The organism is Pseudomonas sp. G11-1, assembly GCF_024031555.1.
GTDB classification, from domain to species: Bacteria; Pseudomonadota; Gammaproteobacteria; order Pseudomonadales; family Pseudomonadaceae; genus Halopseudomonas; species Halopseudomonas bauzanensis.
On record NZ_QEYQ01000001.1, the window covers coordinates 868,239 to 882,515 of the forward strand.

Consider the following 14,277-nt stretch of genomic DNA (forward strand, 5'->3'; position numbering starts at 1 on the left):
CAATTTGACCCCAGCCATTTCACACTCTATATTGCGTTCATTCCAACCCATATCACTACATATAGTGATTTCACCCATACAATGAAATCACCGTATATTCAAGCCTCAATGTCCCAGGATTTGCACATGACCGATTTCCAGTCCCTCAAGGTAACCAAACGCAACGGCCGCCAGGAATCCATCAATCTGGACAAAATCCACCGAGTGCTCGATTGGGCCGCCGAGGGCCTGGACAATGTATCGGTTTCCCAGGTGGAGCTGAAATCCCAGATCCAGCTGTATGATGGCATCCGCAGCCAGGACATTCACGAAACCATCATCAAGGCCGCCGCCGATCTGATTTCCCAGAACACACCGGATTATCAGTACATGGCCGCCCGCCTGGCGATCTTCCATCTGCGCAAGATAGCCTATGGTCAGTTCGAACCGCCACACCTGTTCGACCATGTCACCACACTGACCGAAATGAATCGCTACGATCAGCATATCCTGCGTGACTACAGCCGCGACGAGTTCGACACCCTCAATGACTATATCGACCACAGCCGCGATCTGAATTTCTCCTACGCAGCGGTCAAGCAGCTGGAAGGCAAATACCTGATCCAGGACCGGGTCAGCCGCCGGGTCTATGAAAGCCCGCAGATGCTCTACATGCTGATCGGCATGTGCCTGTTCGCCGATTACCCGCAGGACACGCGGCTGGGTTACATCAAGCGCTTCTATGACGCCATCTCGCTGTTCAAGATTTCCTTGCCGACACCAATCATGTCCGGCGTGCGCTCGCCGTCGCGGCAGTTCAGCTCCTGCGTGCTGATCGAGTGCGGTGACAGCCTGGACTCGATCAACGCCACCACCTCGGCGATCGTAAAATACGTCTCGCTGCGCGCCGGCATCGGCATCAACGCCGGTCGCATCCGCGCCGTGGGCAGCCCGATCCGTGGCGGCGAGGCCCAGCACACCGGCTGTATCCCGTTCTTCAAGCTGTTCCAGGCGGCGGTCAAATCCTGCTCCCAAGGCGGCGTGCGTGGCGGTGCCGCTACCCTGTTCTACCCCCTGTGGCACCTGGAAGTGGAGTCGCTGCTGGTACTGAAGAACAACCGTGGCGTGGAGGAAAACCGCGTACGGCATATGGATTACGGCGTGCAGATCAACCGCACCCTGTACCAGCGCCTGATCAAGAACGGCAATATTACCCTGTTCTCCCCCCATGAAGTGCCCGGCCTGTACGAGGCATTCTTCGCCGATCAGGACGAGTTCGAGCGCCTGTACGAGAAATACGAGCAGGACCCGGCGATTCGCAAGCGCAGCATGCCGGCGGTCGAGCTGTTCTCGCTGATGATGCAGGAGCGCTCCAGCACCGGCCGTATCTACATCCAGAACGTTGACCACTGCAATACCCACAGCCCCTTCGATCCGAAGGTCGCGCCGGTGCGCCAGTCCAACCTGTGCCTGGAAATCGCTCTGCCGACCAGCCCGCTGAATGACATGAACGATGACAGCGGCGAAATTGCCCTGTGCACCCTGTCGGCATTGAACCTGGGCGCGATCAACAGCCTCGACGAGCTGGAAGAACTGGCCGACCTGGCGGTACGTGCACTGGATTCGCTGCTTGATTACCAGGACTACCCGATCGAAGCGGCGCGCAAGGCTTCCATGAAGCGTCGCACCCTCGGCATCGGCGTAATCAACTTTGCCAACTACCTGGCAAAAAATGGCGCGAAGTATTCCGACGGCTCGGGCAACAACCTGACCCACCGAACCTTCGAGGCCATCCAGTACTACCTGCTCAAGGCCTCCAACCAGCTGGCCCGCGAGCGCGGCGCCTGCTCCGGTTTCGATGAAACCACCTATGCCAAGGGCGTACTGCCGATCGACACCTACAAGAAGGAGCTGGATGCGGTCTGCTCCGAGCCTCTGCACCTGGACTGGGAAGCACTGCGTGCGGATATCGTCGCCCACGGCCTGCGCAACTCGACCCTGTCCTCACTGATGCCGTCGGAGACCTCCAGCCAGATCTCCAACGCCACCAACGGCATTGAGCCGCCGCGCGGCCTGGTCACCGTCAAGCAGTCCAAGGACGGCATCCTCAAGCAGGTAGTGCCGGACTACGAGGAACTCAAGGGCGCCTATGAACTGCTGTGGCAAATGCCGAGCAATGACGGCTACCTGCAACTGGTCGGCATCATGCAGAAATTCGTCGACCAGGCGATCTCGGCCAATACCAACTACGATCCGCAGCGCTTCGATGGTGGTCGCGTGCCGATGCGGCAGTTGCTCAAGGACCTGCTGACGGCCTACAAATTCGGTCTCAAGACTCTGTATTATCAGAACACCCGCGACGGCGCCGACGACGCCCAGAGCGATATGGCCGACGATTGCGCTGGCGGCGCGTGCAAGATCTGAGATATGACCATGAAAATGAAATACAGCACTTTTTCCCAGGCCGACAATAACCAGATGGGCGAGCCGATGTTCTTCGGCCAGCCGGTCAACGTGGCGCGCTATGATCAGCAGAAATACCCGATCTTCGAGAAGCTGATCGAGAAGCAGCTGTCGTTCTTCTGGCGCCCCGAGGAAGTGGACGTATCCCAGGATCGCATCGATTTCCGCAACCTGCCGGATCATGAAAAGCACATATTCCTCGGCAACCTGAAATACCAGACGCTGCTGGATTCGATCCAGGGACGCAGCCCGAACGTGGCCTTTCTACCGCTGGTGTCCATCCCCGAGCTGGAAACCTGGATCGAGACCTGGTCGTTTTCCGAGACCATCCACAGCCGGTCCTACACCCATATCATCCGTAATATCGTCAACGATCCAGCGGTGGTGTTCGACGATATCGTGCGCAACCGCCACATCATCGAGCGGGCCGGCGATATTTCCACCTATTACGATGAGCTGATCCAGTACGCCAACCTGTACAACCAGTTCGGTGAGGGCACGCATCAGCTCAATGGTGAAACTATCACTATCGACCTGTTCGAGCTGAAGAAGAAGCTGTACCTGTGCATGATGTCGGTGAACGTGCTGGAGGCGATCCGCTTCTATGTCAGCTTCGCCTGCTCCTTCGCCTTCGCCGAACGCCGGTTGATGGAGGGCAATGCCAAGATCATCCGGCTGATCGCCCGTGACGAGGCGCTGCATCTGACGGGCACCCAGCACATCATCAACATCATGCAGGAAGGTGATGACGACCCGCAGATGGCCGAGGTGGCCCGGGCCTGCCATGAACAGAGTATCGAGATATTCCGCCATGCCGCCGAGCAGGAGAAGCAGTGGGCCGAGTACCTGTTCAAGGACGGCTCCATGATCGGCCTGAACTACAGCATTCTCAGCCAGTACGTGGAATACATCACCAATCTGCGCATGAGTGCGGTGGGACTGGAGCCGATCTTCCCGGGCGCCAATCAGAATCCGATTCCCTGGATCAACGCCTGGCTGGTGTCGGACAACGTCCAGGTCGCGCCGCAGGAAGTGGAGGTCAGTTCCTACCTGGTCGGTCAGATCGACTCTGAAGTATCCCTGGAAGATCTCGGCGAGTTCGAGCTGTAAAGCAGTGCAGGTGATTACCCGGGATACCCTGTTCGAACTGGCGGAAGGAGAAACCCTGCTCGAAGGGCTGGAACGTACCGGTCACCATGTCGAGTATCAGTGCCGCAGTGGCTACTGCGGCGCCTGCCGGATCAAACTCAAGGTTGGCAGCGTGGTCTATCCCAAACCACCGCTGGCCTTTGTCAAACGCGACGAGATCCTGCCCTGCTGCTGCCTGGTCACCGAGCCGATCGTCATCAACGTGCCCCTCAAAAGCAAACTGTGAGTGCCGCCATGTTCGAGATACAACCGATGGACCCGGAACGTTACCGCGAACAGACACGCCGCAGCACACTGATCATCGTCGCCCTGCTGGCAGTATCGTGCATTGGCATGGCGACCCTGTCCATCGCCCTGTTCGGCACGCCCGGTGGTAATAACTTCCGCTGGAACCTGGGTGGCGTGCTTGCCGGCCTGCTGCTGGCCATCGCCATCGTGCGTTTCTATTGCTGGCAACAACCCTGGATGGCGTCGGCGGTCTACGGCTTTCGGCTCAAGCGCAACCTGATGAAAGTGACCAACATCATGCATCAGGTCGAAGCCGGCGTCGCCGCCAACGATCCTACCGCCATGCGGGTGCTGCGGTTCTATCATCTCGGGGTGACGCAGATGTACCAGCTGGATGGCAACACCAGTGCTCTCAGCGATATGGTCCGGCAGGTCGACGAGCATCGCGAGCGCATGCTGGCGCAAGGATTGACGCCAGAGCAGGAACGTCTCGACCCGGCCTGGCTCAGCGCTGTCAGTGAGCGCTGGCGCGGCGGCAAGGACTAAGCAGGCAGGTAAAACAGCCTGAACCAATAGCGCGACTGCCAGGACCAATTCTCTGAAGCCATCGTTCGGAGAGACCTGATGTCACTCACCGCCCTAGCCCTGAACTGCACCCTGAAACCCTCCCCTGCCGACTCTTCCTGCGACCTGCTGCTCAAGCAGACCCTCGCCGCGCTGCAGGAGCAGGGCGCGCAAGGCGAGTTGCTGCGAGTCGTCGATTACAACATCAAACCCGGCGTCACCTCGGATGAAGGCGACGGCGATGACTGGCCGATGATTCGCCAGAAGATGCTGGCCGCTGATATCCTCATCCTGGGCACACCGGTCTGGCTCGGCCATCCGTCCAGCCTGTGTCAGCGGGTGCTGGAACGACTGGATGCCCTGCTCAGCGAAACCGATGATCAGGGCCGCATGCTGTCCTATGGCAAGGTCGCCGGCGTCGCCGTGGTGGGCAACGAGGACGGTGCTCATCACATCGTGGCGCAGGTCTATCAGGGGCTGAATGACGTCGGTTTCACTCTGCCCGCCAATAGCTGTACCTACTGGGTTGGCGAGGCCATGGGTTCGATCGATTTCAAGGATCTGCCAGCGACACCGGACAAGGTGGTGCAGACCACCCGCGTGCTGGCACAAAACTGCGTGCACCTGGCCAGGCTGCTGAAACAGCAGCAGTACCCAGCGCAAAAATGATGAGCCGCTGGGAGCGGCTCATCGAGTGGTGTCAGTTGCCGGCGCGGCGCAGCGCCTGGGGCGAGAAGTCCCGGGGAGACATCTCGTAGTTGAAATCGTACATCGGCTCGTTGTTGTCCAGGCCGTCGACGAAGTAATTACCGGTCTTCAGGTAGTAGAGCGTTTCCAGGGTGCTGTTGAACATCGGCAGCTCGTAGTAGCTGATCGGGTGGCTTTCCTGCAGCCCGACCAGCTCGCCCTTGTCATCACGCAGGTCCACCGCCAGGATCTGCCAGCTGTCCTCGTCCACATAGAAACGCCGCGTGTGATAGGGATGGGAATAGCCGGTCCGCAGGTTGGCCTCCACTACCCAGACCCGGTGCAGCTCGTAGCGCAGCAGCTCGGGATTCAAGGTCTTGGGCAGCACGATGCGGTCGTAATCGATGCCCTGCTGATGCACCGCGTAGCTGTTGTAGGGCACCAGCATTTCCTGCTTGCCAACCAATGACCACTCATAACGATCCGGCGCGCCGTTGTAGGAATCCACCACATCGGCGGTGGCCAGACCACTGGTATCCGGCTGCACCGAATCGTAGGCCAGCGACGGCAGGCGCCGGACGCGGCGGTCACTCGGGCTGTAGCGCCAGGCACGGCGTGTGGTCAACACCTGATCCAGCGGGTCCTGCACCACCAGCGAAGTACCGGACAGTTTGGCCGGCGCCGTCACCTGATAGCGGTAGTACAGCAGGGTGTTGTCCATTTCCTCAATGGTCATACCCTCGCGGTTGTAGACATAGTAAATATAGCGGTCACGTTTGATCAGGTTGCTGCGACCATTGATCACCACTGCCTGATTGTTGATGAAGCGGGTCTGCTCGCCCTTGTAGTGCAGGATGTGGTTCCAGATGACTTCCATGCCACCCTGCGGAATCGGGAAAGGGATGCCCGCCACGGCGCCGGAGACACCATTGCCGTTGGAGATCAGCTCGGCACGTTCGGCGTTGGCCCGCGTGGCATCGTAGATGCGCTGCGGCGCTGCGGCGCTACGCCGGGTCGGATAGACCTGCAGATAGTAGTCGGGATTTCGCTCCAGCAAATCGGCCAGGCCAGCCGGCAGCAATTCCCGATGCTGGGCCAGATCGGCACCGTCGACGCGATACAGCATGGCATCATCGGCAAACGGATCGGGATGGTGCATGCCCGGCTGGTAGTGTGCTGGCGGCTGCACGCCGCCGGTCCAGGCGGGAATGGTACCGGCGGCATTGCCGGCACGCTCGGCCCCCAATGGGGTCAGATCGGCCCCCAGACGTGCTGCCTGGGCGGGGTCCACCTTGGCCTGAACCTGGCACGCCAAAGCGGCCAGAATGACAACGCCGAACTTCCTGTACATGCACCACTCCTTGAGAGACCGACTCGCTGCTTATCACTGAAGCCGACCGGGAATCCGATTGAATCAAAGCGTCAAAATCGCGGAATTGTAACGCGAAACGCCGAGCCCGCTCCACTCCGCTACAAAATGACACAGTTCAGTGAGCCTTCGATGACATATGCCCCCTGCCTGAGGCATCATTGCGCATGACATGACACCCTTCAGCCCAATGGAAATAGCAGCATGGCCTACTGGCTGGTGAAGACCGAACCTGCCGAATGCGGCATCGAGGATTTTGCCCGCGCACCGGATACCCCGGTTCGCTGGGATGGCGTGCGCAACTTCCAGGCGCGCAACTTTCTCATGCAGATGGCAGTCGATGATCTGGTGCTGATCTACCATTCCAGTTGCCGCCATATCGGCATCGCCGGCATCGCGCGGGTGAGCACCAGCGCTTATGCCGATCCGAGCCAGTTCGACCCCAACTCGCCTTATTTCGATGCCCGAAGTACCCACGACAAGCCGCGCTGGCAGGCGGTCGATCTGGTCTTCGAACGCCAGCTACCGCGGTTGCTGCCGCTGGACGAGATCAAGGCGCTGGCGGGCCTGGAGGGGCTGGCGCTGGTGCAGCGCGGCAGCCGGCTGTCGGTGATGCCGGTGAGCACCGAGCAGTGGCGGATACTGCTCGGGCCACACCAGTAGCGCAGGTGCGCTCAGAATCATCCCGATCTCAGCTGGCATGTCGAGCGCCTCAATAGCCGACAGGCCCAGCTTCCCCGCTGCACTTGCTCCTTGGCTCATCAGCGGCGAAGCTATACCCATGACCATCTATATCGATACCCACACCCATCTGGACTTTTCCGACTTCGACGATGATCGCGACGCGGTGCTTGCCGACAGCGGCCGTCTGGGTGTGCGTCGTCTGCTGGTCATGGGGGTGGCTCGCAGCAATTGGGATACGCTCTGGGATTTGGTAGAGAATGATCCCAGGCTGTACGCCGCTTTCGGAATGCACCCGGTGTTCCTCGATGAACATCAGCCGGAGGATCTGCAACACCTGCGTGAGCGCTTGGAACAGCATGCGGCAGACCCGCGCTGCTGCGCGGTTGGCGAGTTCGGCCTGGACTACTATATCGAGGAGCCCGACCGGGAACGCCAGCAGCAGCTGTTCGAAGCCCAACTGCAGATCGCCGCGGATGTCGATCTGCCGGTGTTGCTGCATGTGCGCCGCGCCCACGCCCCGGTGATCGCCGCACTGAAACGCTACCAGCTGCGCCGTGCCGGCATCATCCATGCGTTTTCCGGCAGTTATGAAGAGGCCCGTGAATATATCCGCCTGGGCTTCAAGCTGGGCATGGGCGGCGCGGCCACCTGGCCCCAGGCCAAGCGTATGCATCGGGTCATCGCACAGCTGCCGGCCGAGAGCCTGGTCCTGGAGACTGACTGCCCCGATATGGCGCCGGCGTTCCGCCCCTATCAGCGCAACAGCCCGCAGAACCTGCCGCAGATCTGCGCCGAGCTGGCTGAACTGCGCGGTGAAACTGCTGAACAACTGGCCCGCCAATGCCTGCATAACACCTGTGAATTGTTCGGCTGGTCTGCCACTGCGGTGTCGTAAACCCATGACTCTGGTAGAGTCGGACCATCAAGCGGAAATCACTGCAAGGAGACAGGATGGCACTGGGCATAGCACTACTGCTGATCTGGCTGGTACTACTGGTGCGCTTTCCGCGCATCATGTTGCCGGCCAGCGCGATCATCGTCGGCCTGACCGTAGTCCTGGCGGCCGGCGTCGGTATCTGGCAATGGCAGTACGGCAAGGATGTCCAGCGCCTGGATATCAGTATTCAGCATATGCCCGACGCGTGCGACTTCGGCAAGCCGTTGCAGGTGCGTATCCATAATCAGGCAGACCGCACCGCCAGCCATATCAGCTGGCGACTGCTGGCCCGCCAGCCGGGGTATAACACCAACCTGCTGGATACCGGGGTGACCGAAGGCATCTATCAGACCAGTCAGCCATTGGCCGCCGGCGAGCACTGGCAGCAGTGTTACAGCGTACCGCGTCTGCGCAGCGGGTATCACCCGGCGGACCTGGAATACCTGGCCGACAAGGTGCGCGCCGACTTCATCAAGACCGAATAAACACAAGAAAAAGGGATGACCATGAGTAAACCCGTCGCACTGATTACCGGCTGCTCCAGCGGCATCGGCCAGGCCCTGGCTCATATCTGCCTGGATGAAGGCTATGCGGTGTTCGCCGCCGCCCGCAACCCCGCCACCTTAGCCCCCCTGACCGCGCGGGGCGCGACGGCAGTAACGCTGGATGTGAATGATGCCGCGCAGATCGCCGCCTGCCGCGAGCGGTTGTCCAGCGAAGCTGGCCGATTGGATCTGCTGGTCAACAACGCTGGCTACGGCGCCATGGGGCCAATACTGGATGCCGACCGCGAAACGCTGTTGCGGCAGTTCGACACCAATGTCTTCGCTCCCGTGCAGTTGGTGCGCGCCACCGCCGATCTGCTGCGTGACAGCGGCGGACTGATCGTCAATATCGGCAGCGTATCGGGCGTGACCACCACACCATTCTCCGGCGTGTATTGCGCCTCCAAGGCGGCGCTACATGCATTGTCCGAGGCAATGCGCATGGAACTGGCGCCCTTTGGTATCGAGGTGCTGACGGTACAGCCCGGCGCCATCGCCTCGGATTTCGGCAACAATGCCACCGCGGCCATTACCTTGGCCGAGGGTTCCTGGTTCAAACCCTGGGAAAAGGCCGTGCAGGCGCGGGCCAATGCCTCGCAGAAGGCCAGCTCCACTTCCGCCCGGGAATTCGCCATGGAGCTGATGGACTACATCAAGAACCCGCTGCGCCCGGAAACCGCCGTGATCGGCTCCGGCAGCCGCAGCATGCTGCGCTTGAAACGCTGGCTGCCGGCCTCGGTGCGCGAGGCGCAAATGCGCAAGCGGTTTGGTCTGGATCGCAAGCCCGGTTAAGGCCGGCGGCAAACCACCGAAACATTTTAGCGCTGGCGAGCGTCGCACATGTTTGGCACTATCGCTCGATTAATAATTCTGGAGACCTGCCCATGCGCTGGCTGTTACCCCTTTTCACCGTATTTCTGATGGTCGGTCTGGCCGTCCCCGATGCCGAAGCCCGGCGCATGGGCGGCGGCAAGAGCTTCGGCGCCGCGCCGATGCACAAGAGCCAGCCGGCTCAGCGTCAGACCCCACAGCAGCAAGCCAACCCGCGCAACCAGCAGCAGAACCCGGCAGCCACTTCCGGCGCCAGCCGCTGGCTTGGCCCGTTGGCTGGTATCGCCGCTGGCGGTCTGCTGGCCTCCATGCTGTTCGGTGACGGTTTTCAGGGTCTGCAGCTGTTCGACATCCTGATCTTCGGCCTGATCGCCTTCGTACTGTTCAAGCTGTTCTCCCGCCGCAACGCGCCAGCCATGCAGCGCCAGCCACATCCGGCCGGCGGACCGATTGAACAGCCGCAAGCACCGCAAAGCTGGTCACCACAAGGCGGCGCCGCAGCGCAGCCGGCAGTCCAGCCGGTGGCGGCCCCGTCGCTCACCATGGATGCCCCGGCCTGGTTCAATGCCGACAGCTTCCTCAAGGGTGCAGAAGAGCACTTCTATACACTGCAGCGCCATTGGCGCGACGGTGACAGCGCCGGCATGGCCGAGTACCTGGACCCGGCCCTGCTGCAACAAATGATGATCGAACGCGTCGACAACCCGCCGAGCACTAACGGTTTCGTTGAAGAGCTGGAGGTACGCCTGGAAGGGATCGAACAGCGTGACGGTCGGACCATCGCCACTGTCGGTTTCACTGGCCTGGATCGCGAGTTCCCGCAGGATGAAGGCGAGCGCTTCGATGAAAGCTGGCGTCTGGAACGTGCCGATGGCGAGAACCAACCGTGGGTGATCTGCGGTATCCGCCAGAACTAAGGCGAAGCAGCAACAAGTAAAAACCCTCGGTTTTCGGACCGAGGGTTTTTTATGGTTACCACGGGGCAGGCTGGGAAGAGCGCTCGGCCTGCCAGCCGGGACGTTGATTTATTGCCTATTGCTCAGCGCCGTACCGGGCGCTTCTGCAGTTTGCGCTGCAGCGTGCGGCGATGCATGCCCAGGGCGCGCGCGGTGGCGGAGATATTGCCGTCGTGCTCGGCCAGCACCCGCTGGATATGCTCCCATTGCAGCCGGTCCACCGACATGGGGTGCTCGGGCACCAGGCTTTCCGGGTCGGCCTGGTCCGACAGCAGCGCAGTCAGTACGTCATCGGCATCGGCCGGCTTGCACAGGTAATTGCAGGCGCCCCGCTTGATCGCTTCCACAGCGGTGGTGATGCTGGAATAACCGGTCAGGATGACCACCCGCAGGTCCGGATACAACTCCAGCAACCGCGGCAGCAGGACCAGCCCCGAGTCGCCCTCCATTTTCAGATCCAGCACCGCATAATCAGGCTTCTGCCGCTGCGCCACGACCATGGCCTCCTCCGCATCGCCGGCAGTACTGACCTGCAGACCGCGGCGGGTCAGCGCCCGGGCCATTACACGGGTAAAAGTCGGGTCGTCGTCCACCAACAACAATAGCGGCTGCTCGTCCTGATTGAATTCTTCAGTCATGCCTGCTCCTTAATAGCAATGGAGTCGCTGAAAAGCGCTGCCAACGCAGCCGATTTCATTGATGTCCTATCGGCAAGATTACCTCGGTGAGTGTCCCCCCGCCATCCTGGTTGAACAGTTTCACACTGCCGCCGATACGCTCGACGGCCGCCTGACTGAGAAACAACCCCAGCCCGAAACCCTTCTTGCCCTTGGTGGTAACAAAGGCAGTACCCAATTGTTCAGCGATATGCAGTGGTACTCCCGGCCCGTTATCTCGAATGCTCAAGCGCAGCCGCTGGGCATTCCATTGCAGGGCCACCGTAATATTGTCGGGACACGCATCGGCGGCGTTATTCAACAGATTGAGTATCGACTGGCTCAGCTCGGGGCTGGCACGCACCATGGGCACCTCGCCCACGGGTAAGGCTTTGAGTTGCCAGGAGGCTTCCGGGCGCATCAGTTGCCAGCGCGCCAGCAAGTCCTTGAGCCAGGCATCGGCTGGCTGGTTACTATGCGGCTGGCTGCGGTTGAGCTCGGCGCTGCGGACCATCTGCTGCAGGCTTTCCTTGCATTGACGCACCTGCTCCTGAAGCAGTTCCAGGTCTTCCTGAATCTGCGGATCGGCATAGTCCGCCCGCAGGTCCTTGAGAAGTACGCTCATGGTCGACAAGGGCGTGGACAGCTCATGGGCAGCCCCGGCCGCCACACTGGCAATGCCGAGCAGTTGGGAATCGCGCATACTTTGCTCACGCCGCTCGGCCAGGCGCTCGGCGTGCCGGCGCAGGGCTTCGGCCATATGCACAACGAACAGCGTGATCAGGCCGGCGCTCATGGCAAAGTTCAGCCACATGCCGATCACCCGGATATCGATCTGGCTGGCACGCACCGGCATCTCGAATAGCGGCAACGGGTGATACCAGAACAGCAGCAGACTGTAGGCCACCATCGCCACGCTGGCCAGAAATGCCGTGTGCTTCCAGGACAGGGTGGCCGCGGCAATCGTCAGTGGCACCAGAAAGTAGGACGCGAACGGGTTCGTCGGGCCGCCGGCGTAGTACAGCAGTACGCTGTGCACGAGGATATCGAACAACAGCTGCGAGCCGTATTCCACATCCGTCACCGGCCAATCGCGCAATAGCCGCAGCAGCGACAACAGACTGACTACACCCGATATGCTCAGGGTCAGCAGCAGCGGCGTCCATTCCAGCGCGAACCAGCCGCTGAGCCAGGCACCCAGCACCGATACGGCTTGGGCCAGAAGCACCAGTAACCGGATGAAAATCAGTCGCCAGAGATTCTGCCGGGAAGGGGAAAGTGCCAGTGCGTTGGGGTTCATCAAAAATCGCTGCTGCAAGGTTCGCTCCAGTATAGAATCGACCGAAACCGGGCCTGATGTGACATAGGGTCGCATAAACACGCGCATGTCGGCATCTCGGGAACCGTCATGCCAGACTTGGGGTCACAGAATCTCATAGCCGGAGCGGCTTAAGGAGAAGTCATATGCGTTCATTTCTGATGTTCCCGCTGGTAGTCAGCCTGGCATTTGCCGGCCAGGCACTCGCCGAACCGTTGAACTACAACCAGATTTCATTGCGAGCCGACGTGCAGCGCTCGGTGAACAACGACACCCTGACCGTGGTGCTGTTTACTGAAGCGCAGGACAAGGACCCGGCCAAGTTGGCCAACCGCATTACCGAGACCCTGAACCAGGGCCTGGAAACCGTGCGACAGAACACCGCGATCAAGGTGAGCAGCGGCAGCCGCTACAGTCAGCCGGTGTACGATGAAAAGCGCGAGAACATCGTGGCTTGGCGCGAACGCGGCGAGATTCGCCTGGAAGGCACCGATTTTGCTCAGGTCTCCAGCGTCACCGGTGAGCTGCTCGGTACGCTCAACCTGGGCAGCATGGAGTTCAGCCTGTCACCGGCCGGCCGCAGCACCACTGAGGATGGTCTGATCAAGGAGGCCATCGAGGCATTCCGCCAACGCGCCGATATCGCCACCGAAACCCTGGGCGGCTCAGGCTACAAGATAGTGAACCTGAACCTGAACACCCAGTTCATGTCGCCCCGCCCATTCATGCGCAGCAGCAAGATGGCCATGGCCGCCGATGCAGAGATGGCCGCCCCCGCCGTTGAAGGTGGCGAGGCTGATGTCAGCGTGAACGCCGACGGCGTGATCGAAGTGCAGATGCCCTGAGCCTCGGCTCAGGGATCCTCGTCAAAGGGCTCCTGCAGATAGCGATCGGTATCGAAGGTTTCCACCCATTCCGGGTGGAATACCACCAGTGCAGCCACCCCCATCCCGTTGATGAACCCCTCGGGGAACATCACCATGATCATGTAACCGAGCAGTTCGAGCAGTGAGCCGGGTGGCGTCAGCTGGCCTGACCAGGCCAGCAGCCCCATGCCGGCCAGCATGGTGCCTACCGCCGCGAAGGACGCGGCGAAGAACCCACTGATGAATATATACAGAAAGAGATTGGTGGGCTTGAAGCGCTCCAGGAAACGGCTCGCTGCCACCGTCACTACCACCGGAATCAGGATCCGCAGCAGTCCGTTGATCCCCAGCGCGGCCGCGTCATCCAACCCCAGCGCCACCATGCCCAGTTGCGCCAGCGTCCCGGCAACCAGAGCCAATGGCCAATCCAGCATCAGCGTCACTACCGTCAGCCCGAGAAAATGGAAGGTCAGTCCATTATCGAACTCCTTGCGCAGCAGCCACAGCACAAACAGGGCAAAAACGCTGCCATAGAACAGATGCTGACGACGGCTGTCCGCCACCAGTTCCACCCAGGATATCCGCGCCAGCGCCCACAACAGACTGCCACCGTACAACAACAAGCCGAGAAGAATCTGGGTGGTGGTTAACAGGCTGGCTGACAGCATGTGATCTCCCGGGCAGATGGTATGGGGGCGGTTGGCGCGGCAATCATAGCAGGCCGCCCGGCTTCCTGCAGGTTACCTCCCGGAGGTGCAATATCCAGCCGTGAAGCATAGAATAACCACATAGTCAGTCAGACTCATATGCAATACGAAATTCCACCATAAAAATAACGCAAGGTGACCCATGGCCAGCCGTCTGTATCCTGAAGATCAGAAACGCGTCGAAGAATATCTCAACTCCCCTCTGCACCAGGTTGAACGCAAGCCCTTCAGGGTCTGGTGGCTGCTGCTCGCCATCGTTGCAGTGATTACCGGCCTCGGCCTGCTGGCCCGCTTTCTTGCTGCTCTGGTTATTGCATGACTCTGACAGGCGCCTGATT

The 14,277-nt window shown here is 60.5% G+C and carries 16 protein-coding genes; 12 read left to right on the plus strand and 4 right to left on the minus strand.

Annotated elements, in window-relative coordinates; translation table 11 throughout:
* Window positions 1–126: 126 nt before the first annotated feature.
* The 5 genes from nrdA (at window position 127) to DHB74_RS04025 (ending at window position 5,052) form a co-directional block, all read left to right on the plus strand.
* Window positions 127–2,403, plus strand: a complete 2,277-nt coding sequence (nrdA, locus tag DHB74_RS04005) for a class 1a ribonucleoside-diphosphate reductase subunit alpha (protein ID WP_499160839.1) — start codon at window positions 127–129, stop codon at window positions 2,401–2,403.
* A 3-nt stretch (window positions 2,404–2,406) separates the two neighbouring features.
* Window positions 2,407–3,552: a class Ia ribonucleoside-diphosphate reductase subunit beta gene (gene nrdB, locus DHB74_RS04010; protein WP_177173371.1), complete on the plus strand. Its 1,146-nt coding sequence runs from the start codon at window positions 2,407–2,409 to the stop codon at window positions 3,550–3,552.
* Window positions 3,553–3,562: 10 nt separating this feature from the next.
* Entirely contained in the window at window positions 3,563–3,817 is a 255-nt protein-coding gene (gene yfaE, locus DHB74_RS04015) for a class I ribonucleotide reductase maintenance protein YfaE (RefSeq protein WP_268873966.1), read from the plus strand.
* Window positions 3,818–3,825: 8 nt separating this feature from the next.
* Window positions 3,826–4,365, plus strand: a complete 540-nt coding sequence (locus tag DHB74_RS04020; protein ID WP_074778691.1) for a DUF3087 domain-containing protein — start codon at window positions 3,826–3,828, stop codon at window positions 4,363–4,365.
* A gap of 78 nt (window positions 4,366–4,443) precedes the next feature.
* Complete coding sequence (locus DHB74_RS04025; RefSeq protein WP_036989299.1) at window positions 4,444–5,052, plus strand: flavodoxin family protein; 609 nt, start codon at window positions 4,444–4,446, stop codon at window positions 5,050–5,052.
* A 31-nt stretch (window positions 5,053–5,083) separates the two neighbouring features.
* Here the strand turns inward: DHB74_RS04025 and DHB74_RS04030 are convergent, their stop codons facing one another.
* Window positions 5,084–6,421 (minus strand): DUF1329 domain-containing protein, encoded by a 1,338-nt coding sequence (locus tag DHB74_RS04030; RefSeq protein ID WP_136868842.1) that lies wholly within the window; start codon window positions 6,419–6,421, stop codon window positions 5,084–5,086.
* Between the two features lie 222 nt (window positions 6,422–6,643).
* Here DHB74_RS04030 and DHB74_RS04035 point away from each other — a divergent pair, with 222 nt between their 5' ends.
* From DHB74_RS04035 to DHB74_RS04055, 5 genes are all read left to right on the plus strand, one after another.
* Window positions 6,644–7,102, plus strand: coding sequence for an EVE domain-containing protein (locus tag DHB74_RS04035; RefSeq protein ID WP_036989296.1), 459 nt, complete (start codon window positions 6,644–6,646; stop codon window positions 7,100–7,102).
* A gap of 118 nt (window positions 7,103–7,220) precedes the next feature.
* Complete coding sequence (locus DHB74_RS04040; RefSeq protein WP_036989293.1) at window positions 7,221–8,018, plus strand: TatD family hydrolase; 798 nt, start codon at window positions 7,221–7,223, stop codon at window positions 8,016–8,018.
* A gap of 56 nt (window positions 8,019–8,074) precedes the next feature.
* On the plus strand, window positions 8,075–8,545 hold the full coding sequence (locus DHB74_RS04045; RefSeq protein WP_074777687.1) for a hypothetical protein: 471 nt from the start codon (window positions 8,075–8,077) through the stop codon (window positions 8,543–8,545).
* A gap of 21 nt (window positions 8,546–8,566) precedes the next feature.
* Complete coding sequence (locus tag DHB74_RS04050; protein WP_499160840.1) at window positions 8,567–9,397, plus strand: SDR family oxidoreductase; 831 nt, start codon at window positions 8,567–8,569, stop codon at window positions 9,395–9,397.
* A gap of 92 nt (window positions 9,398–9,489) precedes the next feature.
* On the plus strand, window positions 9,490–10,353 hold the full coding sequence (locus DHB74_RS04055; protein ID WP_499160841.1) for a Tim44 domain-containing protein: 864 nt from the start codon (window positions 9,490–9,492) through the stop codon (window positions 10,351–10,353).
* A 122-nt stretch (window positions 10,354–10,475) separates the two neighbouring features.
* Here the strand turns inward: DHB74_RS04055 and DHB74_RS04060 are convergent, their stop codons facing one another.
* On the minus strand, window positions 10,476–11,030 hold the full coding sequence (locus tag DHB74_RS04060; protein ID WP_036989287.1) for a response regulator transcription factor: 555 nt from the start codon (window positions 11,028–11,030) through the stop codon (window positions 10,476–10,478).
* Between the two features lie 55 nt (window positions 11,031–11,085).
* Window positions 11,086–12,348, minus strand: coding sequence for an ATP-binding protein (locus DHB74_RS04065; RefSeq protein WP_499161026.1), 1,263 nt, complete (start codon window positions 12,346–12,348; stop codon window positions 11,086–11,088).
* Between the two features lie 164 nt (window positions 12,349–12,512).
* Between DHB74_RS04065 and DHB74_RS04070 the strand changes: the two genes are divergently transcribed.
* Window positions 12,513–13,211, plus strand: coding sequence for an SIMPL domain-containing protein (locus DHB74_RS04070; protein WP_499160842.1), 699 nt, complete (start codon window positions 12,513–12,515; stop codon window positions 13,209–13,211).
* Between the two features lie 8 nt (window positions 13,212–13,219).
* On the opposite strand, the gene DHB74_RS04075 is transcribed toward DHB74_RS04070, so the two are convergent.
* The gene (locus DHB74_RS04075) at window positions 13,220–13,900 is read right to left on the minus strand and encodes an energy-coupling factor ABC transporter permease (RefSeq protein WP_136868839.1); all 681 of its coding nucleotides are present in this window, start codon (window positions 13,898–13,900) and stop codon (window positions 13,220–13,222) included.
* Between the two features lie 181 nt (window positions 13,901–14,081).
* Between DHB74_RS04075 and DHB74_RS04080 the strand changes: the two genes are divergently transcribed.
* Window positions 14,082–14,258: a DUF3094 family protein gene (locus DHB74_RS04080; RefSeq protein ID WP_036989283.1), complete on the plus strand. Its 177-nt coding sequence runs from the start codon at window positions 14,082–14,084 to the stop codon at window positions 14,256–14,258.
* Window positions 14,259–14,277 lie beyond the last annotated feature (19 nt).

Excerpts from the sequence above, each read along its gene's own strand:
- nrdA (WP_499160839.1), top strand. The coding sequence starts at position 127 with ATGACCGATTTCCAGTCCCTCAAGGTAACCAAACGCAACGGCCGCCAG.
- nrdB (WP_177173371.1), top strand. The coding sequence starts at position 2,407 with ATGACCATGAAAATGAAATACAGCACTTTTTCCCAGGCCGACAATAAC.
- DHB74_RS04020 (WP_074778691.1), top strand. The coding sequence starts at position 3,826 with ATGTTCGAGATACAACCGATGGACCCGGAACGTTACCGCGAACAGACA.
- DHB74_RS04025 (WP_036989299.1), top strand. The coding sequence starts at position 4,444 with ATGTCACTCACCGCCCTAGCCCTGAACTGCACCCTGAAACCCTCCCCT.
- DHB74_RS04030 (WP_136868842.1), bottom strand. The coding sequence starts at position 6,421 with ATGTACAGGAAGTTCGGCGTTGTCATTCTGGCCGCTTTGGCGTGCCAG.
- DHB74_RS04035 (WP_036989296.1), top strand. The coding sequence starts at position 6,644 with ATGGCCTACTGGCTGGTGAAGACCGAACCTGCCGAATGCGGCATCGAG.
- DHB74_RS04040 (WP_036989293.1), top strand. The coding sequence starts at position 7,221 with ATGACCATCTATATCGATACCCACACCCATCTGGACTTTTCCGACTTC.
- DHB74_RS04045 (WP_074777687.1), top strand. The coding sequence starts at position 8,075 with ATGGCACTGGGCATAGCACTACTGCTGATCTGGCTGGTACTACTGGTG.
- DHB74_RS04050 (WP_499160840.1), top strand. The coding sequence starts at position 8,567 with ATGAGTAAACCCGTCGCACTGATTACCGGCTGCTCCAGCGGCATCGGC.
- DHB74_RS04055 (WP_499160841.1), top strand. The coding sequence starts at position 9,490 with ATGCGCTGGCTGTTACCCCTTTTCACCGTATTTCTGATGGTCGGTCTG.
- DHB74_RS04060 (WP_036989287.1), bottom strand. The coding sequence starts at position 11,030 with ATGACTGAAGAATTCAATCAGGACGAGCAGCCGCTATTGTTGTTGGTG.
- DHB74_RS04065 (WP_499161026.1), bottom strand. The coding sequence starts at position 12,348 with ATGAACCCCAACGCACTGGCACTTTCCCCTTCCCGGCAGAATCTCTGG.
- DHB74_RS04070 (WP_499160842.1), top strand. The coding sequence starts at position 12,513 with ATGCGTTCATTTCTGATGTTCCCGCTGGTAGTCAGCCTGGCATTTGCC.
- DHB74_RS04075 (WP_136868839.1), bottom strand. The coding sequence starts at position 13,900 with ATGCTGTCAGCCAGCCTGTTAACCACCACCCAGATTCTTCTCGGCTTG.
- DHB74_RS04080 (WP_036989283.1), top strand. The coding sequence starts at position 14,082 with ATGGCCAGCCGTCTGTATCCTGAAGATCAGAAACGCGTCGAAGAATAT.